Below are 26,502 nucleotides of genomic sequence, written 5' to 3' on the forward strand. Positions count from 1 at the left end.
CGGGCGGTGCCCGGACCAAGGAACGTTCGACGAGGGACCAGGACTCCTGCGGACGGCGGCGCGGAGCCGAGCTGAGCGAGGCGAAGTGAGCAGAGCGTCCAAGGCGAGCCGGCTCGCGGTGCGGTACTTCGACGACCGGATCCTGCTCACCGACCAGGCGGCCTGGGCCTACTTCCGGCTGCCGACGGTGTCGTACGAGTTCACCACCGGTGAGGAGCGCGAGGCGCTCGCCACCAACATCACCATCGCCCTCGCCGGTATCCGCATGCAGGACGCCGAGATCCACCTGCGGATCGCGCACCGGACCTATCCGGCGGCGGAGTGGGCGCTCAGCCTGGACCGCAGCTCGGACGGCGGCACCGGCTGGCGGGAGTACCTCGAGGAGATGTACGCCCACGTCTGGGCGAAGGACTTCTGGGCCAAGGAGGTCTACCTCGGCGTACGGCTCGGTAAGCGCGGGATGGGCGCCCAGCTGCCCGGCGGGTCGCTGAGCCAGCTCCTCGGCTTCTACCGGCGCAGCGAACAGGCCCTCGGGCTGGACGACGACGCCATCGACAAGAAGGAGATCGGCCGGTGGACGGAGGCGGCCGAGCGGGTCGGCCGGTCGCTGGGCGGCAGCGCGCTGTACGCCCGGCACGCCTCCTCCGACCAGATCGCCTGGCTGTTCCAGCACGCCGTGACGGGATCGCTGGCCGATCCGCCGCCCTCGGCGGTGCCGCGCCGTACCTGGGGGGCCGGGGAGATCGCGGCCCTGATCGAGGGGGCCATCCACAACGGCCGCTCCAAGCTGCGGATGGAGCAGCCCGGCGGGGCGTCGCACGTCGCCTACCTGTCGTTCGCGCGGTTCCCCGACCTGATGCCCTTCCCGGACGGTGAGCCGTGGCTGCACTACGCCGACGCGCTGCCGTTCCCGGTGGAGATCAGCTCCCGGATGAAGCTGGTGCCGGCCGCGACGGCGTCCCGGGACGTCTCCCGCCGGCTGGCCCACGCCCGGGACATGGACCAGCACATCCGCGAGGCCGGGGCGGAGGCGCCGATCGCGCTGGCCGAGCAGATCGACGCCGCCCGGATGCTGGAGCACGGCATCACCAAGGAGCGGCTGCCGTTCGTGTACGGCTGGAACCGGCTGATCGTCTCCGCGCACACCGAGGAGCTGCTGCTGCAGCGGGTGGACGCGGTGGTCGAGCACTACCGCGACATCGGCATCGACGTGGTCAACTCCACCGGCGACCAGTTCTCGCTGTTCTGCGAGTCCCTGCCGGGAGACCGGCTGCGGCTCAACGCCTACGCGCAGCGGCAGCCTTTGCGCACGATCGCCGGCGGCATGCCGATCGCCACGGTCGGGCTCGGCGACCGGGTGGACGAGTCCGGCGGCGGCTGGATCGGGCCGTACATCGGCGAGACCCTCGGCCGGGCCCGCTCGATCGTGCACTTCGACCCGCTGGTCGCCGCGGCCCGGAACCGGCCGACCGCGGTGGCGATCACCGGTGAACCGGGCGGCGGCAAGACGACGCTGGCACTGCTGCTGCTCTACCAGATGGCCCTGCGCGGGGTGACGATCGCGGCGATCGACCCCAAGGGCGACGCCGAGTCGCTGGTCCAGCTGCTGCAGGCACGCGGACGCCGGGCCAGGATCCTGCCGCTGGGCTCGGCCGCGCCCGGCCTGCTGGACCCCTTCTCCTTCGGCGACGATCTGGCGGCCAAGAAGACGATGGCCACCGAGACGCTCCGGCTGCTGCTCCCGCGGATGTCGGAGGAGCGCGAGTCCGCGATGATCCAGGCGGTCGGCCACGTCGCCAACGCCCCCGAGCCATGCCTGGGCAAGGTCGTGGACCACCTGGAGGCCGCCGCCGACCCCGCGTCGAAGAACCTGGGCGCCGTGCTGCGGTCGATGTCGGAGATGCGGCTGGCCAGGCTCTGCTTCGACCCGTCCGGCGGCGACCGGATCGACACCGCCGGCTGGACCACGGTGTTCACCCTCGGCGGCCTCAGCCTGCCGGACTCGGCGATCTCGCGGGAGGACTACTCCTACGAGCAGCGCCTCTCGGTGGCCCTGATGTACCTGGTCTCGCAGTTCGCCCGGCGGCTGATGCACGGGCTGGACCGGCGGGCTCCCAAGGCCATCTTCCTCGACGAGGCGTGGGCCATCACATCGACACCTGAAGGTGCCAAATTGGTGCCAGAAGTATCGAGAATGGGGCGTTCTCGCAACACTGCGTTGATCTTGGTGTCGCAGAACGCCGGAGACCTGTTGAATGAGCAGGTCACGAACTGCCTGTCGTCGGTCTTCTCGTTCCGTTCCTCGGAGCGCATCGAGGTCGAGCACGTCATGGCGTTGCTGGGGGTCGAGTCGTCGGAGGAGCACATGGCGGTCCTGCGCAACCTCGGCAACGGAGAGTGCATCTTCCGTGACCTGGACGGCAGGGCGGGACGGGTCGGCGTCGACCTGGTCTCGGAGGAACTCCTGCGCTGGCTGGACACCAATCCCACCCGGGCCAGGCCCGGGCCTCTGGCGCAGAATCAGGGAGAACTGTCACAATCGGGGGCTGAGAGCGAGGAGGTCGCTCGATGAGGCTCCCTGGACTTCCTGGTCGACCTTCGGGCTTCCCAGGTTCTCCGGGCTTGCAGCGTGACCCCGCCCAGGGTGTCCGCTTCGAGCCGTCCCGGCCCGCTCGGCGCCGCCGGCTGCGAGGCAGCAAGCGGTCACTGGTCATGGTGCTGGTGATGGGCCTGTTCCTGCTGAGCCCCGTCTCCCCGGCCGGTGCCATTCCGCTCCCGAGCGCCAACGATGCATGCCGCCCTGCCGACAGCCCGGCCCCGGAGGCGTACGGCTCCGGCACCGACGGCATGATCAAGCCCCCGGACTACCCCAGCGACAAGCTGAAGACCACCCGGCCCCAGCAGCTCACCTACTACGACCGCTACGGCACCGCGGGCCAGAACTGGTACGCGGTCGACATGGGCTGCTCGGACGCCATGGCGCTCATGGGCAACTCGGTGGCCAACACGGTGTTCACCCTGGTCCGGGCGATCGACCGGACCACGATCACCGTCTACCAGTCGGCGGCGTCGGAGTCGCTGCTGGGCTGGCTGAAGAAGACCGTCGACGACGTCATCACCGGGATCGGCAAGACGTTCAACGCCAAGTACTGGTCGTGGGTCGTCATCCTCGGCGCGATCTGGATGGCCTGGTGGGGCCTGATCCGCAAACGGGCCAGCAAGGCGACCGAGGGCGCGGTCTGGATGGTCGCCGCGATGGTCGCGCTGATCTGGCTGATCGCCAGACCGGCCGACTTCACCACCCTCGGCACCAAGGTCTCGGAGGCGACCAGCGCCGCGTTCAACGCCGCGCTGCCGCAGAGCGACACCAAGGGCACGACCTGCATCCCCGCTCCGAACGGCCAGAGTCCGCAGAGCGCCCCCCAGCTCGACGCCACCACCCGTAACGCCAACGGGCTCTGGGTCGCCCTGGTCTGCAAGCCCTGGCTGATGGGGGAGTTCGGCACCAACGACCCCAACAGCAAGATCGTCAAGGACAACGCGGACAAGCTGCTGGGCTCCCAGGCCATCGACCTGTCGGAGTCGTACGGCGGCCAGAAGGTCGACCTCGGCAAGAAGAGCGACGACTACAAGAGCGTCACCAAGGACGTCAAGGACAACTACCCCGGTGCCTACCCGGTCTTCCAGGGCAAACAGTGGACCAGCAGGCTGGCGGTCGCGTTCGGCGGCCTGTTCGCCGCGCTGGTCGCGGGCTTGCTGATCATGGTGATCTCGCTGGCCCTGATCGTGGTGAAGATCGCCTTTCTGCTGCTGCTCGTGGCCGGGCCGATCTTCCTGGGCATCGGCATCCATCCGGGCGTCGGCCGGGTCATCGCCATCCGCTGGATGGAACTGCTGCTGTCGATGTTGCTCAAGCAGGCCGCGCTGATAGGTGTGCTGGCGTTGCTGCTGTGGGCGTACGGACTGATCCTCGCCGAGGGCCTGCCCTGGGGCCTGCAGATCATCCTCATCTCGCTCGTCACGTTCGCGGCGTTCGTCTACCGCAAGCCGTTCCAGCACCTGTTCGCCGCGGTGGGCTACTCCGCGGTCGGCTCGCGGGCCAAGAGCGACGAGCATCTGCAGAAGTCGATCACTGAGGTACGGAAGAACACCGCGGCGGTGGCGACCGCCGGGGCCGCCGGGGCCTCCGGCTACCGCATCGCCCGCTGGGCCAAGCGCGACGCCGAGTCCGAGACGGCCGCCGCGGGCGGCACGGGCGGTGCCGGCGGGGTCTCGAGCGGTGTGGCCGGGAGCGACCCCACCGGTGCGATGCTCGGCAAGAACCGTGCCGCCGCGGCGGGTGAGACCGCCTCCGGCGGCTCCCGGTCCCGGGCCGGTGCCCCGCCGCTCAACCTGCCCGCGAAGGCGGGGGGCGCGCCGGCGACACCGTCCGGTGGAAGGGTCTCCGGCAAGCCGCTGACGTCCTCCCGCGGGCCGGGCGGCGCCGCTCCGGGGGGCGGTTCGGGTTCGGGGTCCGGTGGCGGCTCACGCGGCGGTGTGAGCCGGCCTCCCTCGTGGGCCGGTGGCGGTGGCGAGCGCATCACCTCGGGTGGTGGCTCCTCCTCAGGTGGCTCGTCGGGCGGCGCCGGCTCCGGTGGTTCGTCGTCGGGCGGTTCGGGTTCCGGCTCGGGCGGCCGTGGCTGGTTCGGCGGCGGTGGCGGTGGTCCCTCGAACGACGGGGGCGCGTCCTCGACGGGCCGGGGCCGGTCCGGCGGAGGTTCCGGTGCCTCCGGAGGCTCCCGCAAGCCTCCGGCCAAGGGTGCGCCCGCCGACCGTTCCGCCGGGGTGCCCAGGCCGCGGCCCGCCGGTTCGTCCCGTCCCCCGTCCGCCTCCGCACCCGGCGAGAACGCCGGCGCCAGGCAGGGCCCGCCTCCGCTGTGGGGCAAGACCGGGCAGGAGGAGAGCCCGTCGATCCCGTTCTGGTTGCGGCCGGTGGAACGGGATGACTGAGCTGACGGATCGGCAGCGCAAGTTCGCCTTCGCCGGCATCGTCGTCGTCCTCGCCGTGGTGGGCGTCTACCTGACCCTGCCCTCGACCGAGGGCACCGGCGACCAGAAGGCGGCTCCGTCGCCCGCCGTCACCGCGCCGGCCGGCCCGATCACCTCGCCGCCCGGCATCAGTGCCTCGATCTCACCGCAGAACTTCGACATCTACCGGCTGCTGCCGTTCTCGCAGAACGACTTCGCCGCCGCCGCCGACATCGCCCAGCGCTTCACGACCATGTACGGCACGTACCGCTTCGACGAGGACCCCAAGGCCTATGTCGCGCGGCTGCAGGGCCTGGTCACCGACGACCTGCGGACCCAGTTGGAGAAGGCGTCGGCCACTCCGGCGCTGATCGACCAGCGCAGGCAGGACCAGATCGTCGCGCAGGGCAGCGCCTCCATCGACAGCATCCGCACCTTCGAGCCGAACTCCATCATCTTCCTGGTGACCGGCAGGCAGCAGGTCACCAAGGGCGGTGGCGCGGCGACCACCGACAGTGTGCAGTACGCGGTCACGGTCTCGAAGAACGCCGCCTCCTGGCAGGTCTTCGCGATGGAGCCCGCGGACGCGGGACAGGCCGGTGACACGGGATGAACAACCGCCGCGTTCTCGCCGCCGGGGGGCTGGGCTGCGGCTCCGTGCTGTTCCTCTCCCTCCTCGTGGTGCCGATCTTCTTCGGTGCCAGCCAGTTCCTGTTCGGCGGCGGTGGCGGCGGGCTCGGCGGTTGCACGGACACCTCCCAGGCCGGTGCCCAGCCCGCGGTGGCCAACGACGCCAAGGCGATCCCGGCCGACTACCTGGCGCTCTACCAGAAGGCCGGCAAGGACTACGGCATCCCGTGGAACGTGCTGGCGGGGATCGGTCACATGGAGACCGATCACGGACGGTCGACGCAGCCCGGCACTCTCAGCGGGGAGAACTACGCCGGTGCGGGCGGTCCCATGCAGTTCCTCAAGCCGACCTGGGACGCCTTCGCCGTCGACGGCGACAAGAACGGCAAGAAGGACCGATACGACCCGAAGGACGCGATCCCGACCGCCGCGGCGTACCTCAAGCACAACGGCGCACCGACCCGGATGCGTACCGCCATCTTCATGTACAACCACGCCTGGGAGTACGTGAACGGTGTGCTCGCCTGGGCGAAGCGGTACGGCGGCGGGGACTTCACCGTCGTGCAGGCGGACGGTGCGGTCTGCTCCGACAACTCGGCGCTGGGGCCGGTCGCCAACGCGATCGTCGCCAAGGCCGTCGAGTTCGCGATGGCCCAGCGGGGCAAGCCCTACATCTTCGGTGCCGCCGGTCCCGACGCCTTCGACTGCTCCAGCCTGGTGCAGGCCGCCTACCGGGCGGCCGGCATCAACATCCCGCGCACGACCTTCGAGCAGTGGCCCTTCGGCGTCAAGATCCCGAACGGCAAGGAACAGCCGGGCGACCTGGTGTTTTTCAACTCCGGTCCGTTCACCGGGCCCGGCCATCCCGGTCACGTCGGCATGGTCATCGGCAACGGCAAGATGGTCGTGGCCCGCTGCACGCTGTGCAGACCTGCCATCGGCGTTTTCCCCTACCGGCGCCCTGACCTGGTCGGCTTCACCCGGCCACTGGCCCGCCCCGACCTGAGCAAGTTCGCGCAGGGCTAGCGACTGCGCATTCCAGGTTCGCCGGAGATGAGATCACCAACAATTCCTGGCACTCCTCTCACAATTCCAGAGAAGCGCAAAGCGGACAAAGTGGGGCACCGGTCTGGTCGGGCGTGAGTGTGGTGTACCGGGATGGGACACTTTGGTTCTGACTTTTCGGCGTTCGGATGAGAGGAGGCGGTTGTGGCGGGGGTCGTCGTGGGGGCCGCGATCATCGCGGACGGCAGGTTGCTGGCCGCCCAGCGGGCCGAGCCGGCCGCGCTGGCCGGTGGCTGGGAGTTCCCGGGGGGCAAGGTCGATCCGGGGGAGACGGACGAGGAGGCCCTGGTCCGCGAGTGCCACGAGGAACTGGGCGTCACCGTCAAGCTGAACACCCGCATCGGCGGTGACTGGCCATTGGTCATCGGCAGTGTTCTGCGCATCTGGACCGCCGAGGTCGTGGAGGGCGCTCCGCAGGCCCTGGAGCACACCGAACTGCGCTGGCTGGGCCTGGCGGACCTGTACGAGGTCGACTGGCTTCCCGGTGATCTTCCCGTTGTCGGAGCCGTACGGGAGCATCTGTTAGAGCAGCGAGCGAGCGCAGAAAAGGGAAGAAATAGGACTTCGTAACCGGGTGTTGTGCCTTCATAAGCCGCATGGTCGACCGCCTGCGGTGATCCCGGTTGCGCCGGACGCGTAGACTGGGCTCTGCCGTCATCTCTGCGGCGACTCCTGAACCCTGACCCAAGGCGAGCTTGCATGCCCATCTCCACGCGTGACGACCTGCGTAATGTCGCCATCGTCGCCCACGTCGACCATGGCAAGACCACCCTGGTCGACGCCATGCTCTGGCAGTCCGGCGCCTTCCGCGACAACGAGCACGTCGATGACCGCGTCATGGACTCCAACGACCTGGAGCGTGAGAAGGGCATCACGATCCTCGCCAAGAACACCGCGGTCCAGCACGGTGGTCTGACGCTCAACATCATCGACACCCCCGGCCACGCCGACTTCGGTGGCGAGGTCGAGCGGGGCCTGTCCATGGTGGACGGTGTCGTCCTGCTGGTCGACGCCTCGGAGGGACCGCTGCCGCAGACCCGGTTCGTGCTGCGCAAGGCGTTCGCCGCCAAGATGCCGGTCATCCTGGTCGTCAACAAGGTCGACCGGCCCGACGCGCGGATCGACGAGGTCGTCGACGAGACCTACGAGCTGTTCATGGACCTGGACGCGACCGAGGACCAGATCGACTTCCCGATCGTCTATGCCTCCTCGCGGGCCGGCCGGGCCAGCCTCAACAAGCCGGCGAACGGCGAGATGCCCGACAGCGATGACCTCGAGCCGCTGTTCGAGGTGATCAAGGAAACGATCCCCGCGCCGTCCTTCGACCCGGACGCACCGCTCCAGGCGCATGTCACCAACCTGGACGCCTCCAACTTCCTGGGCCGCATCGCGCTGTGCCGGGTGCACAACGGCACGATCAAGAAGGGCCAGCACGTCGCCTGGTGCAAGCACGACGGCACCATCCAGCGCGTCAAGATCACTGAGCTGCTGATGACCGAGGCCCTCGAGCGCAAGCCCGCCGAGCAGGCCGGGCCCGGCGACATCATCGCGATCGCCGGCATCCCGGACATCATGATCGGCGACACGCTCGCCGACGCGGAGGACCCGCGCCCGCTGCCGTTCATCACGGTCGACGAGCCGGCCATCTCGATGCTCCTCGGCACCAACACCGGCCCGCTGGCCGGGCGCGAGAAGGGCACGAAGGTCACCGCCCGGCTGGTCAAGGACCGGCTGGACCGGGAGCTCATCGGTAACGTCTCGATCCGGGTGCTGCCCACCGAGCGTCCCGACCACTGGGAGGTGCAGGGCCGTGGCGAACTGGCACTGGCGATCCTGGTCGAGACGATGCGCCGGGAGGGCTACGAGCTGACGGTCGGCAAGCCCCAGGTGGTCACCAAGGAGATCGACGGCAAGCTCCACGAGCCGGTCGAACGGCTCACCGTGGACTGCCCCGAGGAGTACCTCGGGACGCTCACCCAGCTGATGGCCGTCCGCAAGGGCCGGATGGAGCAGATGACCAACCACGGTACGGGCTGGATCCGGATGGAGTTCCTGGTCCCGGCCCGCGGCCTGATCGGGTTCCGTACCGAGTTCCTCACCGAGACCCGTGGTACGGGCATCGCCCACCAGACCTTCGAGGGCTACGAGCCGTGGTTCGGCGAGCTGCGCACCCGGCCGACCGGTTCCCTGGTCTCCGACCGGACCGGCACCGCGACCGCGTACGCCATGATGAACCTGCAGGAACGCGGGACCATGATGGTCGAGCCGTCCGCCGAGGTGTACGAGGGCATGATCGTCGGCGAGAACTCGCGCGCCGACGACATGGACGTCAACATCACCAAGGAGAAGCAGAAGACCAACGTGCGGTCCTCGACCGCCGAGAGCTTCGAGCGGCTGATCCCGCCGCGCGCGCTCAGCCTGGAGGCCGCGCTGGAGTTCGTGGCCGACGACGAGTGCGTCGAGCTCACCCCGGCCGCCATCCGCCTGCGCAAGGTCGTGCTGGACGCCAAGGAGCGCGAGCGCACCCGCTCCCGTTCCAAGCGCGCCAACTAGCCGGCGACCGCCATCCGGCCCGCGCCGGAACACCGGAAGAGGGACCGTCCCGATGGGGCGGTCCCTCTTCCGTGCGCTGGCGAGCCGGGCTCAGCCGAGCTGGACGGTGCCGGTGACGTCGGCGGCCAGCCGCAACTGGTCGCCGTCGTTCAGCGGCGCCTCCACCCCGGGGGGCAGCCGCTGGCCGTTGACGAAGGTGCCGTTGGTGGAGCGTTCGTCGCGTACCCAGGCGGTACCGGACGGGTCGAGCCAGACCGTGGTGTGCCGTCGCGAGACGTTGTCGTACTGCGTGAAGGTCCCGGCGACCGGAGACTGGCCCACGTCACGGCCGAGCACCAGGTGCTGGCCGACGGAGATCTTCAGCTCGGCGGACGGGAACAGCAGCCGCAGCACGGCCGGGGTGGCCCGTAGCGGGCGCAGGCACACGTTGCACTGGGCCGCCCCCGGATCGGTCAGCACGGCCTCGCAGTGCGGGCACATGAAGGCCGTGCTGTCGACCACCGCGGGCCGCTGGGGCTGCTGGCGCGCCTCCGGCGGGATCAGGGTCTCCTCGCGCCGCGGCGGGGTCTGCGGGGTGACCGGCGGCCGCACGGGTGGCGGCGGATGCGGATGCGCGGAGTCCTGCGGGCGCTGCACCTGGGGTTCGTACGGTGCTCCCTGCGGGCCGCGCGGTCCCGGATTCGGCTCGTACGGCGCCTGCTGAGGCTGCTGCGCGCCGTACGGGTCCGGTGCCGCGTACGGGTCGGGCGCGGGGTACGGGTCGCGGGCCGGCGCCGCGTACGGGTCCGGCGCGGGCTGCTCGTACGGATCCTGCGGGGGCGGCTCAGACGGCTCCGCCGGCCGGGCGGGCGGTACCGGCTGCGCGGCGGGCTGTTGCTGCTGGCCCTGCTGGCGCCGCCGCTCCTCTTCCCTGGTGGGCGGATTGCGGCGCCCCACGCGGGCCAGGTTGGCCCCGCAGGTCAGGCAGATGAGATCGCCGGGCTGGAACGGCGTGTGGCAGGTGGGGCAGTTCATCGCCATGACACTTCCCCCGCGTGCACCCCGGCACGTTCGAGTGCCGAACTCAGCTGATCCATCTCACCCCGGCGCGGTATCCCGATGTAGTACACCCGCCGCCCCTCCGGCCCGTCGTTCACGCTCACCTGCATGCGTCTGTCGTGTTCCGGCGATGCCGCAACGCCGGATCGGATGTCGTACCGCTCATGCCCCAGATCGCTGAGCGGCACGAGGCGCTGGTTGGACGACCCACGCAGTGGTGAGCCGTCGTTGCGCCCGTCGACGTAGGGCCCCGCAACCACAGCGTCGCACAAGTCGAGGATGCCTCGCGACTCGTCGGCCCGCGACAGACGCGAGTAGGAGTATCCCGAGAAGATCAGAATGTCCACCGGCTCGTCGCCCCGCCACTCGTGCACCCCCAGGAGCAGCTCGGTGAGCGCGGCGGGCTGCTGGAACGGCTCACCACCGGAGATCGTGATCCCGTCGACCGGCCCGGACAGCGACCTCAGCCAGCCGAGAACCGCCTCGACCGGAGTCTCCGTCCGCGGGTCCGCCGCCCACGTGTCGCGGGACAGGCAGCCGTCACAGCCGATCGTGCAGCCCTGGGTCCAGATACCGGCCCGGGTCCCCGGTCCCAGCGTGGTGACCGGATAGTGGGCCTTGCTGAGCAGCAGGGACGTCATTGCACGGCCAGTTCGACGATGCTGCCCTCTCGCTGGATGCCCGCCACGGTCACGCGATCGCCCGGGGTGAGCTCGCGGTCGAACAACGCGCGGGCGAGCGGGTTGACGAAGTAGGCCTCCAGTGCCATGCCGATGCCGCGGCCGCCCTTGTCCAGCTCGCCGGTGCACCACTCGCGGAGCGTCTGCAGCACCTCGGACTTCAGGGCCAGGGTCAGCCGGTGCTCGTCGGTGACCCGCCGGCAGATGTTGGCCAGTTGCATGTCGAAGATGGAGTTGGCCGCGTCGGTGCCGATGAAGTTGAAGACCACGATGTTGTCGCCGAACCGGTTGAGCAGTTCGGGCCGGTTGAGCACCGTGGTGAAGTGGTCGGAGATCGCGGCCTTGATCCGGCTCTCGATCTCCTCGTAGGCCATGCCGGGCGCGATGTTCTGTACCCGGCCGGTGGTCCCCGGGCCGCCGTCCAGCCGGGTCATGCCGGCCGGCGACGCCCCGTCCACCAACATGCCGAGGTTCGAGGTGAAGATGAGGATCGACTCGGAGAAGTGCACGGTGTTGCCGCGTCCGTCGGTGAGCCGGCCGTCCTCCAGGATCTGCAGGAACTTGTCGAGAATCCGTGGATGGGCCTTCTCGATCTCGTCGAAGAGGATCACCCGGAAGGGGTCCTCGCGGACCGCGTTGGTGAGTTCCCCGCCCGCCTCGTGTCCCACGTAGCCGGGGGGTGACCCGATCAGCCGGTCGCCCGCGTGCTCGGCGGAGAACTCGCTCATGTCGAAGCGCAGGTACGCCGACTCGTCGCCGAAGACCAGTGAGGTGATCGCCTTGGCCAGCTCGGTCTTGCCGGTGCCGGTCGGCCCGGCGAAGAACAGCACCCCGCGGGGACGGCTGCCGGAGCGGGTGGCCTGGGCACCGGACAGCCCGAGGACGGCGCGCTTGAGGATGTCGAGGGTCTTGGTGACCGCCTGCGGCTGGCCCAGGACCCGCTCGGGCACCCGCTTCTCACCCTCCAGCACCCGCTTGCGCAGATGCCCCCGGCTCCACGGGTTGTCGAGCACACCCAGCTTGTAGGTCCGGACGGCGTCCGGTAGGTCGGCCAGCCCGACGCCGCGCTCCTTGGCCAGCCGGGTCACCTCGATCATGCTCTGCAGGGTCAGCCCGTCGGCCTGCTCGGCGAACGCGCCACAGGCCTCCGCGGCGATCGGGTCGGCCGAGACGTCGGCGACGCCGAAGGCCCTGGCCAGCAGCCGGGCGGTCTCCTGCCGGTCGCCCAGGTGCGGCCGCGGGATGGCGATCTCCCGGATGTTGTCGTTGCCGGTGGCCAGCCAGGCGGGCAGGTCGCCGGGGCGCTCGACCAGCCAGATCACCGGGTTGTAGAGCGGTTTGGGCCGTACGCCCTCGACCCACACCGGCCCGGCGGTCCGGGACAGCTTCTCGCAGAACCGGAAGAAGTCCCGCTCGGCGGGCTCCAGCTCGGTGGCCGAGTGGGCGATCCGGGAGGCGTTGTCCAGGATGAACGCGGCCCGTACGTTCTCGTCCGGCCGGACGACGGCCGTCAGGTGCTTGGCCAGGGCCTCCAGGGACGGCTTCTCACCGGCCTTCAGCTTCCCGACCAGCCGCTCGGCGGCGGCCGCGGCGGCGTCACCGATCTCGTCGTCGGTGTCGGGCAGCACCCGCAGCCCGTCCACCGGGTCGTAGACCAGCAGGCAGGCATAGCCGCTGGACTGCAGCGCCTCCCAGAGCAGGTCGTGCAGCGGCAGCAGCCGTGCGGCGCCGTACTCGTCCGCGGGCAGCAGGAAGGTGTCGTACAGGTTGCCGGACAGGATGTACTGCGAGTGCACCGACAGGGTGGCGTCGAGCTCCCGGACGAACGCCGGCCAGCCGCTCAGCTGTCCGCCCAACGTGGAACCAGTGCTCAATGTCCCCGCTCCTGCCGTAGTTCTCGTTCCTGTGGCTTCGCCCGGGCTCTAGTGTGCCGTGCTTCGGGCGCCACCGGCAGTTGCCGCTCGCCGGGATCGAGGCGCCAGCGCACCTCGGAGTGGATCCCGGAGCCGGCCATCCGGGCCCGGGCCGCCTCGAACGCCGCGCACCACTCCTGTTCGCGCTCGACGTCGATCCGGCGTTCCTCCTCGCTGCGCGGCGGCCGGGTCCGTACCAGGGCGGCCCGGAGCGTCGCGGGTGAGGATGTTCCCGCGGCGCCCTCCGCCGGGGCGTCCGCGTGCTCCACCCGCATCCGGACGGCGTGCTGGGGCCAGCCGTCCCGGGTGAGGGTGACGGTGCCGTCCCGCGCGGTCAGCGTCTCGAAGCCCTCGTCGACCTCGTAGCCGAGCTCACCGAAGGCCGTGGCGATGGAGTCGAGCAGGTAGCGTCGTTCGTCCTCGGCCTGCGCCGCCGCCTCCTCCTCGGCCGCCGCCCTCGCCGCCTCCGCGCGGCGTTCCGCGGTCCGCTGGTTGGCGGCCTGCACCCGGATGCGTACCTCGGTGAGCAGCCCTTCGACCTCCCCGGCGGTGCGCGCCGTCGCCAGTTGCGCGGCCGCCTCGCCGACCCCGCTGATCTCCATCTCCGTCGCGTCGGGCAGCAGCCGCGCCACCACCCTGGCCAGCGTCTCCTGGGCGGACGCGCGCGCCTCGGGACGTTCGGCGGGAAGGGGCACCGTGGCCTGCGTCTCCGGCTTGTCGATGCCCGTGACCAGGCCCGCGGCCGGAAGGTCGAAGACCCGGCCGGCCACCGAGGCGGCGATCTCTTCCGAGATCCGCCGCTCGGCCGTGTCGAGAGTGGCGCCCGCGGCCGCGCACCACTCGGTCAGTTCACCGACGGGCTGGCCGGTCGGCACCAGCGGGTCGGGCAGGGTGATGTCGGCGCCGTGCCGCTCTCGGGCATCGGCGAGCACCGCGATGCGGGCGTTGCGGTCGATGACCTCCAGGAGGGCGCGATGGTATTCGCGGGTCTCCTCGAGGGCCGCCGCCCTGGCCTCGCTTCTCGCCTCCGTCAGCGCGGCGAGGGCCTCCGCCCCGTGCCCCGCTGCCCCGGCGGCGGCTCCGAGCGCCCGGTTCAGGCCCAGGCTGAGCACCACGGCCGCGTCCAGCGCGATGTCGGCCTCCACGCCACTGCTCACAGCATCTCCTTGGCCTCTTGGTGCTCGGCCTGCTCGTGTGCCGACCGCCACCGATGCAGCCGGACGCCGGCGCCGATCGCGTGTGCCACCGGCACCGCGACCAGGACCAGTATCCACAGCAGCCAGATGATGGCGGCCACCGCGGCGAACACCACGAGCAGGAGCAGCACCGGAAGTATCCCGGCGATCATGAGGAAGCCGCAGCCGCGCGTTCCCCGGCGCCGCGCGGTGCCGGACACGGCCTTGGAGGCGCTGGAGAGCCCGCGGCCGCCCGCGCCGAGCAGTCGCGACAGCCAGGCCCACGGGCCGAGCGGGAGGTAGTCCCCGCCCTGCCGCCGGGCGACCGTCACCTCGCACGCGCACTGCACCAGCCAGGCGAGCACCGAGAGCGCCAGCAGGAACCCGACCGGCACGGTCGAGGAGCGCTGGACCCCGCCGACGGAGCTGGTCCCGTCCCCCCGCCCGCCGAAGAGCTGGCCGATCAGCAGGCTTCCGCCGACCCAGATCAGCAGCAGCGGCAGCGACCACAGCACCGCGCGGACGGTGGCCCGGCCGCGCCCCGCCAGCCGCGCCCGCTCCTTCTCCTGCCAGAGCCGCGCCCGGTCCGCCGCCTGCAGTTCCGCCGCGCGCCGCCCGCGCCCGAGGGCCTCGGCCTCCGCCACGGCGTCCGGTACGACCCGTACGACCGCCAGCAACCGCAACGGGTCGTCACCCGCTCCGTCGGCCAGCCAGCCGAACCACGCGACCCCGTCCGGCCCCTGCGGCACGGAGGCGCGGGCGCGGGCGGCGGACTGCGCGAGCGCCGAGGCGGACTCGGCAGGACGGGCGGCCAGCGCGAGCAGGCTCAGCAGCACCACGGGCGGGTCGTCCAGCGGGCTCGGCGCGTCGGGCAGCCGCCCGGCTGTCGCGGGCGGCACGTGGCCGCGCAACCAGCCGCTGAGCTGGTTCCAGGCGGCGACCCGTCCCTGCCAGCGGACGTCGACCTCCTCCAGGTCGGCGCCGCCGTCGAAGCCGGCCAGCACCGGAAGCAGCCGGTGCTCCCAGAGCGCCCGGCCGAGCAGGCAGGCGGTCCGATGGTCCGGATGGCCCGGGTCGGTGCTGAGCGCGGCCAGCCCGGGAAGGTCGGCGGAGGTCATGCGGCGGCCCAGATAGTGCGGCGGCAGGCCCGGGTCCAGCCAGCGGATCAGGTGCAGCAGCTTCACGTCCGGCGGCAACGGCCCGCTCAGGTAGCGGTCGATGAGTTCGATCCGGCCGTCGTCGACGTCGTGGCCGCCGGGCAGCGCGCCGAGCCAGTCCCGCAGCGCGCGCCAGGCCTCGCCGGCCTCGCCGCGGGAGAAGAAGTAGCGGGCTCCGGTGTCCCAGTTCTCGACCAGGGCCCGGGCCAGCTCACCACGGTCGCCGAACCGCCTGCCGTGGAACGGCAGGCCCGGGCCGGTGGCCGGCGCGGCCGGGGCGGTGGGGAGGTCCTCGGCGACCGGGGGGCTGGCGCCGCCGCGCCAGGCGGTGACCTCGTCGGCGCCCCAGCGCCGTCGCGGGTCGCGGGTCAGCAGTCCCTGGCAGAGCAACCGCAACCGGGGGTCGGCGAGGTCGTCGTTGTCGATGGGCCTGGTGGCCAGATGGTCGACGACCGCGGTCTCGCTCATGCCCAGGAACGGCGGCCGCCCGGTGAGCAGCTCCCGCACGATCATGCCGAGCGACCACCAGTCGCGGGCGGGGGAGACCTGGCCGGACAGGGACTCCGGCGCCGCGTAGGCGAGCGTCCGCGAGGAGGAGGCGAACACCACGCTCTGCTCGATGGCCTTGCTGAGCCCGAAGTCGGTGATGACCAGCCGCAGCGGGTTCGCCGCCGCGACCAGCACGTTCTCGAGCTTGAGGTCGCGGTGCACGATCCCGGCCCGGTGGAGACGGTCCAGACCTGCGGCCAGCTGGACGACTATCTCGGTGACCAGGGCCGGGTCGAGGCTCGGGCGGTCCGGCGGGACCAGCGCGCGGAGGTTGCCGGCCGGGTGGTACTCGATGACCTCGTAGTCCCGGTCGTCGGCATGCCCGGTCTCCAGGATCCGCACCACGTGCGGGGACTCGAGGGCGGGCAGCTTCTGCCAGACCTCCCGATCGGCGCCGTAGCCGCGACGGAAGATCTTGACGACGTAGGTGGTGCCGCCGCCGTCCGCCACCAGGAGCAGATCGGACTCCGCACCCTGCACCGGGAGCTCGCCGACCACGCTGAACCGCCGGGCGAGCACTTCCGGCAGCCGGACGAGGGACGCGCCGGGCCGTGGCGGCGGCACCTGGCCGCCGGCGTCGCGGCGCGTCTGGCCCGGGGGCCCCGCCGCCCGGTCGGCGTGCGTGGTCCCGGGGTCCCGCCGGGTCCGCCCCGCGGGGTCTTCGAACTCGGCCACTACTCCCGCCTCAGAGCTTGTCCTTGATGATCCGCAGATACTCGGCGGTCTTGAACCTGACGATGATCGACTCCATGAAGATCCGCACCAGCACTGCCTCGAAGAGCCAGATGAAGGGCGAGCTCAGCATCACCAGTACTCCCAGGAACTGGCCGTTTCGCAGACTGAACACCCAGAGGCCGAGGTACAGGACGACGAAGGCGGATGCGCTGATCATCAGCAACGCGAGTCCGTAAAAGACCTTGATGAGCTTCGTCGTGACCAGATGGTTGAAGTTGAAGTCGAGCAGGGCACCGACGAAGCCCTTTCCTGGCGCCGCGGTCGGTGCGGGGGTGTTGTCCCAGCCCTCGGGCGGGCCGGCCTGCCCTGGTGCCTCCGTTCTCCGGTCCGGCCCGGGATCGCGTGGTGAGCCCTGGGGCGGGCTCTGCGGGGGGCCGCCGAGACGGGGCGGGGGGCCGGGGCGCTGGGCGGGGGGCACTCCCATCGGGTGCTGGCCCGGCGGTGGGCCCTGCAGTGGGGGAGGCCCGTACCCCTCTGGCCGGTAGGGCTGGCCAGGGGCGGGGCCGGGTGGGGTCGTCATCGCCGTACTCCTCGAGCGCACCGGGGACCGCATGAATGCGGGCAACCCTGACCCTACGAAGACTTCCCCGCGATTGTGCCGTGACTCGCCCATGATCTTTCCGAATCCCCAGCCCGGCGTACGGATCCGAGGGCTGTCACGGCTCCGTGCGAGGCGGCCGAAGCCGTTCTGCGGATGCCTCGTCGCGAAGTCGCCGGCCGTCCTTTACCGCCCTCAAATGATTGACCGATCAAGCATGAACCGGGTGTGAACTCCGTGTGAACCGCTCCAAAAACTTCCTGTAGTCGCATGATGGCGCAGGAAGAATGTCTGCTATCAGTAGCCGGTGAAGAATTGTGTGGTTTCCAGAAAAATATCTTGAAACGCGCCAGATCGTATGGTTCCATATCTAGCTGTCATTGATCGTCATCACAACGCGTCATCGGTCACGGTGTGCATCCGGGGGAACGGCGGAGGGCGAGTGCTTTGACACGAATTTGCCGCCTGGTAGTCGCATGACGGTGGTTCTGGTGCTCGGTGAGATACCGAGCATGGTGAACACCGGCTATCCGTCAGCGATCAGGGTCCCGGTCGGCGCGGCCGGTCTGAGCTCCGCCATGCAAATCCTCGAGCAGGCGCGACCGGGCCTGACCGAACATCAAGCGGTGCTGGCGCTCTATCCCGCCTGGCGGCCGGATGGGGCCAAGAGCTCAATTCGATTCGCCCGGTCGATGCTGTCCACCGACCGCATCGTGCCCATTCCGGTCAGACTTCCGCCACTCGCGTTCTCCCTGGTCGCGGACCAATTGGCCTTCCTGGCGCCCTACGTGGGCGCCGGAATGCTGGTGGCCCTCGCCGACCAGCTGTGCAAGGACGTTTTCGCAGGTGCCTGGGTCAACAGCGTCGCCCGGTTGGAGCACGTGAAGACGGGCATGGTCGAGCACCTGTCGTCGTACCTGCCCGGCAGCGGCTTCGTGGTGTCCGCTACACAGCGTTCCGGTATACACCGCATCACCTCCGCCGAACCGATGATGCCCGACCCTTTCCGGCCGCCCGCGCCGATCCAGGTTCTCGCCGCGCATGGGAGCGGAGATCTCGCCTGGTTGCAAAGCAAGTTCGGTCCCGCGCTGGGTGCGGCATCGGTGAGCATCGTCGGTGCCCAGCCTCTTAGTCCGATTTTTTGGGGAACCGAGAAGTACGTCGAGTTCGTCGTATTCAGCGGGCATCCGGAGGCGGTACGAGCCCGTGCCGCTTCCATCCGGTGCACGCCTTGCGGCTGGTGCGGTGAACCGATCGCCTCACCGGTCTGTTCCTTCTGTTGTATGCGGCAGCGAGCGCTTCAGGTCGAAGGTCCTCCACACCAGGACGCTCTGCCCGCGTCCTAGGGTGCGGTGGCCGCACGGATTGCGTCGAGACAGGAGTGAAATGTGAACCCTCGTCAGCGCCGGGGCTTGCTGCTCATGATCGTGGCTGGAATCGGTGCCGTCGCCGTCTTCATCGCCGTCATCGGCTACGTGGGAAATGTCCGTAGCCAGGCCGCCGCCGATGTCGGGGAAATGACGACCGCGCTGAGGGCGAAGGCGAACATTCCCGGTTATCAGCCGATCACCGCTGCGGAACTCGAACAGGTGCAGATCCCCCGGCGCTGGGTCACCACCGCCTTCGTGCGGGATCCGGCCTCGCTCCAGGGCAAGGTGGCGGCGGCTCCCATCCCCACCGGGGCCTACCTGCAGCAGGGCATGCTCATCGACGCTCCCTCCCTCAAGCCGGACCAGCGCGAGATCGCGATCATGATCGACGCTGAGACGGGCGTGGCCGGCAAGGTACAGCCGGGTTCCATCGTCGACGTGTACTCCACGTTCGACGCCGCCGCCACCGGCGGGAACCGGGCGGCCAACGGAGCCTGCGCCCTGCGCATCCTCAACCGGGTGACGGTCATCAACGTCGGAACCCTCACCAGCCGGCCCGACGGCAAGCAGCAGGGCGTCACCAACTCGGTGATACCGGTGACGTTCGCACTCGACCCGACCGAGACGCTGCGGCTCACCTATGCCGAGAGTTTCGCCCACAAGGTGCGGCTGGCGCTGGTCGGTGGCCTCCGGGACAGCCAGCCGCCGGTCAACAAGCTCTGCAAGACCCCCGTGGTGGGCCCGTGAGCATCAAGGTCCTCATCGGCACCGGCGACCTGGAGCTCGCCGCGGCGCTTCGCGCGCAGACCGCCGAACTGCCCGATCTCGAGGTCATCGGGGTGGAGAAGACCTCCCACGACCTGCTCGGCGTCGTCGGTACCGCGCAGGATCTCGATGTTGTGCTCGTGGACGACGCGATCGGCCCGCTGCCCGTACAGGATCTCCTCCGGGAGATCTCGATGCTGCTGCCGCATGGTGCGGCCGTGCTGCTCAGCGGGCGGATCGACGAACAGGTGCTCAACCGGGCGCTGGAGGCCGGCGCCCGCGGTGTGCTGGCGCGCCGTCCGAGCCTGGAGGAACTGCAGACCCGGATCACGACTGCGGCCGAGTGGTCGCGCGGTATGCGCCGCAGGCTCCGCGCCGGGGTGGTCGAGTCCGCTGGGGACCGGCGCGGAAGGATCGTGGCGATCGCCGGCGCCAAGGGCGGGACGGGGGCGACGACCCTGACCGTGCAGCTCGCGCTCGCCGCCGCCGCCCACCGGACGGTCTGCCTGGTCGACATGGACCTGCAGACCGGCGACGTCCCCAGCTATCTCGATCTCGTGCACCGGCGCAGCATCGTCGATCTCGTCGGCGTCGCCGCGGAGATCACCGGCGCGATGCTGGCCGACGCGCTCTTCGTGCACGAAGGCGGGCCGCACGTCCTGCTCGCTCCCGCCGAGGGCGAGCGGGCCGAGGAGGTCACCGCGCTGGCCACCAAGCAGATCCTGGGTGCGCTGCGGTCACGGTACGACGTGGTGATCGTCGACTGCGGGGCCTTCATGACCGAGGGCTCGGTGACCGCGGTCGAGGTCGCCGACCGGGTCGTCCTCACCGTGACGCCGGATCTCCCGAGCCTGCGCGCGGCCAAACGCATGTCGGAACTGTGGGTACGGCTGCACGCGCGCAAGGACGACGACCTCTCGGTCGTACTGGTCAAGCAGAGCCGGCGAAGCGAGGTCCAGCCGGACTTCGCCGGCCGCATCCTGGGCCTGCCGCTGACCAGGACGACCGTGCCGCCGGCGTTCAAGGCACTGGAGAAGGCGATCAACAACGGCACCTTCGCCCGGGTGGAGGACGAGGCCTACCGCCGGTCCATCGCCAGACTGGGCGCGGAACTCGGGATTCTGGCCCCGGAGACCGGGGCGGAGCCGCGTGGCCTGCGCAAGCTCCGCGGGGAGCTCGGATGAGAGGCGACCTTCGCAGCGACGCCGGGCAGGTCGAGTTCTCCGCGATGCTGCCTCTCATCCTGCTGACCGTGCTGACGGTCTGGGAGGCCTTTCTGATCGGCATGTCGATGACGTACGCCGGTCACGCGGCCAACGAGGGAGCGCGCGTCGCCGCCGTCGGCGGCGACTCCGACAAGGTGCGGGCCGAGGCGGTGCGCCGTGTCTCCGGCACGTGGGCGGACGAGCACAACATCTCGGTCCACTACCCCTCTCATCCGTGCGCGGGGCGCACGCCACCCGATCCCAGGCCGTACGACCCGGACTGCGGTTATGTGCGCGTCACCATCAGACCTCCGCTGATCTTCCCGGGGTTCCTGCTGCCGCTGACCGTCTCCGCCCGCTCGCGGGTCATCTACGAGGGGCGCTCATGAAGGACCGGGGTTCCGCCGCCACCGAATACCTGTCGACGATCGGATTGTTCCTCTTCGTGTTGATCGTCTGCATAGAGGCGTACGTGGCCTTCAGCGTCGTGGAGAAGGTCGACGACGCCGCCCGCACCGGGGCCCGGGTGGCCAGCATGTCCGGGGTGCCGGCCGGCAGGTCGGCCGCCGAGAGGGCGATGCCCGGCTGGGTGGTCCAGCCCCGGATCGAGGTCGAGGAGCTCGACGGCGACAGGGTGCGCTGCAAGATCTTCGCCCGGGTGCCGCTGCTGTTCAAGGGCGTGCCGTTCGATGTGGCGGTCACGCGGCAGGTCGAGATGCCGGTGGGAGGCTGACCGATGGGACTCAAGAACCGGCTCGAGAACGACCCGTCCGCGGATCGCAACGTCGGCGCCTCGAACATCTCGCACTGGCGCAGGAGGCTGCTGGAGGAGGTCAACCTCGACGACCTCGCGCAACTGGACCTGGCACAGCGGCGGGCCCGGCTGGAGAAGGTGGTCGGGCACATCCTGACCCGTGAGGGCCCGGTGATGTCCACCCGGGAGCGCACCACGCTCATCGGCCGGATCGTCGACGAGGCGCTGGGGCTGGGGGTGCTCGAGCCGCTGCTCGCCGATCCCGCGGTCACAGAGATCATGGTGAACGGCCCGGAGGACGTCTACGTGGAGCGGGCCGGCCTGGTCAGCCGGATCGAGGTCGGATTCGCCAGCGAGGCCCAGCTGTACCAGACCATCGACCGCATCGTCGCCCAGGTGAACCGGCGGGTGGACGAGTCGAGCCCCATGGTGGACGCCCGGCTGCCCACCGGGGAACGGGTCAACGTCATCGTCCCGCCGCTGTCGCTGGTCGGCCCGGTGCTCACCATCCGGCGGTTTCCCCGTGCCTTCCGGGTCGACGAGCTGGTCGACGGGGGGTCGCTCGACGATCAGACCGCCGTGCTGCTCGCCGGCTTCGTCCGGGCCCGGTTCAACATCGTGATCACCGGCGGCACCGGCACCGGCAAGACGACCTTCCTCAATGCCCTGTCGGCGTTCGTGCCGGGTCATGAGCGCATCATCACCATCGAGGACTCCGCGGAGCTCCAGCTCCAGCAGGAGCACATCGTCCGGCTGGAGTCCCGGCCGGCCAACATCGAGGGCAAGGGCGCCGTCTCGATCCGCGAGCTCGTCCGCAACGCGCTGAGGATGCGTCCCGACCGCATCATCGTCGGCGAGGTCCGCGGCGCGGAGACCCTCGACATGCTGCAGGCCATGAACACCGGTCACGACGGCTCCCTGGTGACCGTGCACGCCAACTCGGCCGAGGACGCGATCTACCGGCTGGAGACGCTGGCCTCGATGAGCGATGTGAAGATCCCGTACGAGGCCGTACAGAACCAGATCAACAACGCCGTCGACGCGATCATCCACCTCGATCGTGGACCGGACGGCTCTCGCCGGGTGGCGGAGATCTCCGTGCTGGTCTCCGGACGCAGGGAGTCGGTGCGGCTCGCCAGGATCGTGCACTTCGAGCGGGAGCCCGCCGGCCCCGACCTGGCGGTCCGGGGCAGGTTCCGGCACCACCCCCTGCCCAGGACCGTGGCGAAGCGGTTGATGCACGCGGGCGAGGCGGTGCCGCCGGTGTTCGGAATCGAGGACACATGACGTTTCCGATCATCCTCCTGCTGCTCGCCGCCGTGCTCTGCGTCGCGACCTGGGGGGCCTGGGAGTTCGGCCGTGGGCTCGACCTGCGGCGGGAGGTGGCCGCACGTGGCGCGAGGGGCTTCACCGACCGGCGGCTGGCCACCGCGCTGGACCGCTGGGACGCCCGGCTCCGCCGGACGACCCCGGGCCGCCGGGTCGCGCGCCGGATCGCCGCTTCGGGCGTACGGGTCAGGCTCTCCACGTTCGTGCTGGGGCTGGCGGTGACCGCGCTGGCCATCATGGTGGTGCTCAGCCAGATGCTCTCGTTGCTGCTGGGCGTCGTGGTGGCCCTCGGGGTGGGCGGCGCGGCCTTCATGTACCTGCGCACCCAGGAGGACCGGCGCCGGGAGGAGTTCATCGGCCAGCTGCCGGAGCTGGCCCGGATCCTGTCCAACGCCTCGGCGGCGGGGCTGGCCATCCGCACCGCGATCGAGATGGCGGCGGACGAGGTCGACGAGCCGGCCCGCACGGAACTGTCGCGCACCGCCGAGGCGCTGCGTCTCGGGCAGCCGTTCGAGGAGGCCATGAACGATCTGCGGGACCGGCTGCCGTCCAGGGAACTGGCCGTGCTCGTCAGCACCCTCGTGGTCTCCTCGCGGGCGGGCGGCTCGCTGATCACCGCCCTGCGCAACATCTCCACCACTCTGGAGACGCGGAAGGAGACCCGCCGGGAGGTCAAGACCATCCTCGGGCAGTCGCTGGCCGTCGGCTGGGCCATCGCCGGCATGGGAGCCCTGCTGCTGGTCGGTATCTACATCGCCAGCCCGGACACGATGCACCGGATGACCGGTTCGCTGCTGGGGCAGGCCCTGCTGATCATCGCTGTCGGGCTGTTCACGGCCGCCCTGCTGATCATCCGCCGAATCACCAGGATCGATGTCTGATGCCACTGATCTTCGCGTTCGCCGCCGCGGCCTGCCTGGCCGTGTTCGTCTGGGGGTTCCACCTGCGCACGGCGGACCGGGAACTGCCGCGAGGACTCGGCGTCACCGTGGCCAAGGCCAAACGGCAGGGCTTCGGCCCGTTGGGCGGGCTGGTGGAGGCGCTGGGCGCCCCCTTCGGCCCGGCCCTGCTCAGGCTCATCTCGCCGGCGGCCCGGGGCAAGGTACGCCGCCGTATCGAACGGGCGGGCCGCCCGGGCGGGATGAGGCTGGAGGACTACGCCAGGAACCGCGCGGGCAACATGGTGCTCTACGGCGGTGCCGGAGTCCTCGGGCTGCTCATCGGGCATCCGTTCATCGCGCTGCTGCTCGTGGCGGTAGGGCTCTTCCAGACCGACATCGTGCTCTGGAACGTGTCCCGGGAGCGACAGGCCGAGATCCAGAAGGCACTGCCGGACTTCCTCGACGTCCTCGCCGTGACGGTCTCGGCCGGCCTGGGCTTCCGGCAGGCGCTCGCCCGGGTCGCGGAGAGCATGCCCGGTGCGCTGTCGGCCGAGATGCAGATGACGCTGCGGCAGATGGAGCTGGGCCGTTCGCTCCGGGAGGCGTTCCAGGAACTGCGCCAGCGCAACGACAGCGAGTCGCTGTCCGGCTTCGTCACCGCGGTGCTGCAGGCCGAGGAGCTCGGCGCGCCGCTGGCGCAGGCGCTCACCGAGATCGGCGTCGACATGCGCAGGGAGGCGTCGCAGCACGCCCGGCGGCGCGCCCAGCGTGTCGACCCGCAGGTCACCATGATCACCACCTTTCTCATGGTCCCCGGCATGATGCTGTTGCTGGTCGGGATGCTCTGGTTCGGGAGTGCCGGATCGGCGGTGACCCGTGTCTTCCACTGAGCGGCCGGCGACGAGCGCGCGGCTGGGCGCGACATTCCGGCTGCTGTTGAAGTTCCGGATCGTCCTGGCCGGGATGTCGCTCGTGTGGGGGATGAGCGACCGGCTGACCGTGGCGGCCGTGATCATCGTGATCGGGGTCGGGCTGCTGTCCTGGCTGATCCTGATCGGCTGGGAGCAGATCGCGCCGTGGCTGATGCGTTTTCCGGTGCTTCTCGGATTCGATGGCTTCGTCTGCTATGCCCCCATGCAAGTCGGGGGAGTCCTCGGCCCCTTCTTCCTGGTCACCGTGGTGACGTCGGCGGGGGCGGGGCTGCTGCACCGCTGGTCCGGCGTGCTGCTGGTCTGCGGATCACAGATGGTGCTGTACTACGCGGCCGCGGCGGCCGGGCACACGGACATCAACTTCCAGACCGCGGTGGCCATGCCGGCCTTCTACCCGATCGCCGCTCTCATGGGGATGGCGCTGCGCCGGCTCTTCGACGACTACGCCGCGCTCGACGACGCGCACCGCCGGGCCGAGGTCCTGAACGCGGCCGCCGAGGAACGGAACCGGCTGGCCCGTGAGATGCACGACTCGCTGGCCAAGACCCTCCGCGGCATAGCGATGGCCGTGACGGCCCTGCCGGTCTGGGTGGAGAAGTCGCCGGAACGGGCCGGCCTGGAGTCCGCGCGGATCGCCGCCGCCATCGAGATCGCCTCCCGGGAGGCGCGCGAACTCATCACCGGCCTGCGGGACGGCGCGATCCGGCAACCGCTGGGGACGAGCATCGTCCAGATCGCGCGTTCCGTGGAGCGGTCGGCGGACATCATCGCGGACGCGCACGTCGACATGACCGTCGAACTGCCGTTGCTGGCGAGGTACGAGCTGTCGGCCATCCTCGGCGAGGCGCTGGAGAACGTCGTCCGGCACGCGCACGCGACCCGGGTGAAGATACGGCTCGCCACGGAGGGCTCGTCGGCCGTGCTGACGATCCGGGACGACGGTGCGGGCTTCGAGGCGGAGGCCGATCCGGAGTTCGACGAAATGGTCCGTGCGGGGCACTACGGATTGATCGGCATGCGTGAGCGAGCGGTACGCGTGGGCGGGACGCTGACCGTCAGCTCCCGGCCGGGAGAGGGGACCACCCTCACGGTCGTCGTCCCACTGGAGACCTCGGCGGACCAGGACACACGACTGACAGGGATCAGATGAGCGGAATCCGGGTGATCGTGGCCGATGACAATCCGGTCGTGCGTTCCGGCCTGGTGGCCATCCTGGAGGCCAGCGGCGAGGTCGAGGTCCTCGGCGAGGTGGGCGACGGGCGCAGCGCCATCGAGCTCGCCGAGCGCGCGCGGCCGGACGTGGTGCTGCTCGACGTGCGCATGCCCCTTGTCGACGGTGTGACGGCGGCCGAGTCGCTGAGCAAGCTCAGCCGGGTGCTGATGCTCACCTACACCGACGACGCGGACGTGATCCGCTCGGCGGTGCGCAACGGGGCGGCGGGATATCTGGTCCACGGCACCTTCACCGGTGCAGAACTGCTGGCGGCAGTCCGGGACATCGCCCGTGGCACCGGCAATCCGCTGTCGGCCGTGGCGGTCTCGGCGCTGATGGAGGCGGTCCAGGCTCCGTCGGAGGTGCGCCGGGGCCCGGCGGCGCCCGGGCAGGTGCGGTTCCGGCTGTCGGCCAGAGAGGCCGAGGTCATGGACCTGATCTCGCAGGGGCGGTCCAACCGGGAGATCGCCACGGTGCTCTTCGTCTCCGAGAAGACCGTGAAGAACCACGTGAACCGCATCTTCGCGAAACTCCTGGTCGCCAACAGAGCCGCCGCCATCGCGCTCTGGCTGGGTACGGCGGTCGAGGGCCCATGACGATCCTGGGCCCACCGAATGGGACTGCACTGGGCCTGTGGGCCCTGGGTGCCGGCTTTTCCCCTCCGTAGTGTCGTTATCAACAAGCGGAGCCGCCGATTAAATGGGAGAGCGGAAATGGCACCGATTCGTACATCCTACGCCTGGCTGGGTGCTCGCTGGACCCTGGCAAAGGACCGCGACTGGCGAGACCGCGGCGAGGGCCCGGTGTCCTACCTGGCGGTTCTCATCCTGATCTCGCTGATCGCGGTCGCGATCTTCGCCACCGGTATTGACACCGCCATCGCCAACGCCATTAAGGCGGCCGTGAAGAAGGTCACAGACGGAAAAACGGCCTGATTTGGTCCAAAATCAGGGTATACACGGCCATGGAGAACCGGACTGCCGGTTCTCCATGGCCGTGTTCTGTCGAGGAGG

23 protein-coding genes are annotated in these 26,502 nt (G+C 70.3%); 17 read left to right on the forward strand and 6 right to left on the reverse strand.

All coding sequences use genetic code 11. The features are described 5' to 3' along the window. The first annotated feature begins 85 nt into the window (after positions 1–85). The 6 genes from ACRYCC_RS12005 to typA all read left to right on the forward strand — a co-directional run bounded on the left by ACRYCC_RS12005 (position 86) and on the right by typA (position 9,255). Entirely contained in the window at positions 86–2,572 is a 2,487-nt protein-coding gene (locus ACRYCC_RS12005) for an ATP-binding protein (RefSeq protein ID WP_433811253.1), read from the forward strand. A 50-nt stretch (positions 2,573–2,622) separates the two neighbouring features. Further along, the gene (locus ACRYCC_RS12010) at positions 2,623–4,989 is read left to right on the forward strand and encodes a type IV secretion system protein (protein ID WP_433811254.1); all 2,367 of its coding nucleotides are present in this window, start codon (positions 2,623–2,625) and stop codon (positions 4,987–4,989) included. After that, positions 4,982–5,620 (forward strand): hypothetical protein, encoded by a 639-nt coding sequence (locus tag ACRYCC_RS12015; RefSeq protein WP_433811256.1) that lies wholly within the window; start codon positions 4,982–4,984, stop codon positions 5,618–5,620. Before ACRYCC_RS12010 ends, ACRYCC_RS12015 begins: the two co-directional genes overlap by 8 nt. Continuing rightward, positions 5,617–6,663, forward strand: a complete 1,047-nt coding sequence (locus ACRYCC_RS12020) for a C40 family peptidase (protein WP_433811258.1) — start codon at positions 5,617–5,619, stop codon at positions 6,661–6,663. Before ACRYCC_RS12015 ends, ACRYCC_RS12020 begins: the two co-directional genes overlap by 4 nt. A gap of 183 nt (positions 6,664–6,846) precedes the next feature. Next, positions 6,847–7,272: a (deoxy)nucleoside triphosphate pyrophosphohydrolase gene (locus ACRYCC_RS12025; protein ID WP_433811259.1), complete on the forward strand. Its 426-nt coding sequence runs from the start codon at positions 6,847–6,849 to the stop codon at positions 7,270–7,272. A 129-nt stretch (positions 7,273–7,401) separates the two neighbouring features. After that, positions 7,402–9,255, forward strand: coding sequence for a translational GTPase TypA (typA, locus tag ACRYCC_RS12030; RefSeq protein WP_433811261.1), 1,854 nt, complete (start codon positions 7,402–7,404; stop codon positions 9,253–9,255). A 90-nt stretch (positions 9,256–9,345) separates the two neighbouring features. Here the strand turns inward: typA and ACRYCC_RS12035 are convergent, their stop codons facing one another. Genes ACRYCC_RS12035 through ACRYCC_RS12060 form a run of 6 tightly spaced genes read right to left on the reverse strand, consistent with a single transcriptional unit; the run spans position 9,346 to position 17,022 of the window. Further along, entirely contained in the window at positions 9,346–10,275 is a 930-nt protein-coding gene (locus ACRYCC_RS12035; RefSeq protein ID WP_433811262.1) for an FHA domain-containing protein, read from the reverse strand. Beyond that, positions 10,266–10,934: a 4Fe-4S single cluster domain-containing protein gene (locus tag ACRYCC_RS12040; protein ID WP_433811264.1), complete on the reverse strand. Its 669-nt coding sequence runs from the start codon at positions 10,932–10,934 to the stop codon at positions 10,266–10,268. Before ACRYCC_RS12040 ends, ACRYCC_RS12035 begins: the two co-directional genes overlap by 10 nt. Beyond that, entirely contained in the window at positions 10,931–12,847 is a 1,917-nt protein-coding gene (locus ACRYCC_RS12045; protein WP_433811265.1) for an AAA family ATPase, read from the reverse strand. Before ACRYCC_RS12045 ends, ACRYCC_RS12040 begins: the two co-directional genes overlap by 4 nt. Next, positions 12,844–14,043, reverse strand: coding sequence for a response regulator receiver protein (locus ACRYCC_RS12050; protein WP_433811267.1), 1,200 nt, complete (start codon positions 14,041–14,043; stop codon positions 12,844–12,846). Before ACRYCC_RS12050 ends, ACRYCC_RS12045 begins: the two co-directional genes overlap by 4 nt. Further along, on the reverse strand, positions 14,040–16,442 hold the full coding sequence (locus ACRYCC_RS12055) for a protein kinase domain-containing protein (RefSeq protein ID WP_433811269.1): 2,403 nt from the start codon (positions 16,440–16,442) through the stop codon (positions 14,040–14,042). The genes ACRYCC_RS12050 and ACRYCC_RS12055 overlap by 4 nt, the downstream gene beginning before the upstream one ends. A 10-nt stretch (positions 16,443–16,452) precedes the next feature. Next, complete coding sequence (locus ACRYCC_RS12060; RefSeq protein WP_433811271.1) at positions 16,453–17,022, reverse strand: DUF4282 domain-containing protein; 570 nt, start codon at positions 17,020–17,022, stop codon at positions 16,453–16,455. A gap of 494 nt (positions 17,023–17,516) precedes the next feature. Between ACRYCC_RS12060 and ACRYCC_RS12065 the strand changes: the two genes are divergently transcribed. The 11 genes from ACRYCC_RS12065 (at position 17,517) to ACRYCC_RS12115 (ending at position 26,424) form a co-directional block, all read left to right on the forward strand. Beyond that, positions 17,517–18,386 carry a hypothetical protein gene (locus tag ACRYCC_RS12065; RefSeq protein ID WP_433811273.1) on the forward strand — a complete coding sequence of 290 codons (870 nt, stop codon included), beginning with the start codon at positions 17,517–17,519 and terminating at the stop codon, positions 18,384–18,386. A gap of 42 nt (positions 18,387–18,428) precedes the next feature. Beyond that, the gene (gene cpaB / locus ACRYCC_RS12070; RefSeq protein ID WP_433811274.1) at positions 18,429–19,157 is read left to right on the forward strand and encodes a Flp pilus assembly protein CpaB; all 729 of its coding nucleotides are present in this window, start codon (positions 18,429–18,431) and stop codon (positions 19,155–19,157) included. Next, a complete protein-coding gene (locus ACRYCC_RS12075; RefSeq protein ID WP_433811276.1) occupies positions 19,154–20,359 on the forward strand; it encodes a CpaE/TadZ family protein in 1,206 nt (401 codons plus the stop codon). The genes cpaB and ACRYCC_RS12075 overlap by 4 nt, the downstream gene beginning before the upstream one ends. Further along, positions 20,356–20,769 carry a TadE/TadG family type IV pilus assembly protein gene (locus tag ACRYCC_RS12080; RefSeq protein WP_433811278.1) on the forward strand — a complete coding sequence of 138 codons (414 nt, stop codon included), beginning with the start codon at positions 20,356–20,358 and terminating at the stop codon, positions 20,767–20,769. Before ACRYCC_RS12075 ends, ACRYCC_RS12080 begins: the two co-directional genes overlap by 4 nt. Then, positions 20,766–21,113 carry a TadE/TadG family type IV pilus assembly protein gene (locus ACRYCC_RS12085; RefSeq protein ID WP_433811280.1) on the forward strand — a complete coding sequence of 116 codons (348 nt, stop codon included), beginning with the start codon at positions 20,766–20,768 and terminating at the stop codon, positions 21,111–21,113. The genes ACRYCC_RS12080 and ACRYCC_RS12085 overlap by 4 nt, the downstream gene beginning before the upstream one ends. A gap of 3 nt (positions 21,114–21,116) precedes the next feature. Then, positions 21,117–22,421 carry a TadA family conjugal transfer-associated ATPase gene (locus tag ACRYCC_RS12090; protein WP_433811282.1) on the forward strand — a complete coding sequence of 435 codons (1,305 nt, stop codon included), beginning with the start codon at positions 21,117–21,119 and terminating at the stop codon, positions 22,419–22,421. After that, the gene (locus ACRYCC_RS12095; RefSeq protein ID WP_433811284.1) at positions 22,418–23,344 is read left to right on the forward strand and encodes a type II secretion system F family protein; all 927 of its coding nucleotides are present in this window, start codon (positions 22,418–22,420) and stop codon (positions 23,342–23,344) included. The genes ACRYCC_RS12090 and ACRYCC_RS12095 overlap by 4 nt, the downstream gene beginning before the upstream one ends. Then, positions 23,344–24,234, forward strand: coding sequence for a type II secretion system F family protein (locus ACRYCC_RS12100; RefSeq protein ID WP_433811285.1), 891 nt, complete (start codon positions 23,344–23,346; stop codon positions 24,232–24,234). The genes ACRYCC_RS12095 and ACRYCC_RS12100 overlap by 1 nt, the downstream gene beginning before the upstream one ends. Next, positions 24,221–25,426: a sensor histidine kinase gene (locus ACRYCC_RS12105; protein WP_433811287.1), complete on the forward strand. Its 1,206-nt coding sequence runs from the start codon at positions 24,221–24,223 to the stop codon at positions 25,424–25,426. The genes ACRYCC_RS12100 and ACRYCC_RS12105 overlap by 14 nt, the downstream gene beginning before the upstream one ends. After that, positions 25,423–26,085 (forward strand): response regulator transcription factor, encoded by a 663-nt coding sequence (locus tag ACRYCC_RS12110; protein ID WP_433811288.1) that lies wholly within the window; start codon positions 25,423–25,425, stop codon positions 26,083–26,085. The genes ACRYCC_RS12105 and ACRYCC_RS12110 overlap by 4 nt, the downstream gene beginning before the upstream one ends. Before the next feature lie 117 nt (positions 26,086–26,202). Continuing rightward, positions 26,203–26,424, forward strand: a complete 222-nt coding sequence (locus tag ACRYCC_RS12115; RefSeq protein ID WP_433811290.1) for a hypothetical protein — start codon at positions 26,203–26,205, stop codon at positions 26,422–26,424. Positions 26,425–26,502: the final 78 nt, after the last annotated feature.

The organism is Actinomadura scrupuli, assembly GCF_050971785.1.
GTDB classification, from domain to species: domain Bacteria; phylum Actinomycetota; class Actinomycetes; order Streptosporangiales; family Streptosporangiaceae; genus Actinomadura_E; species Actinomadura_E scrupuli.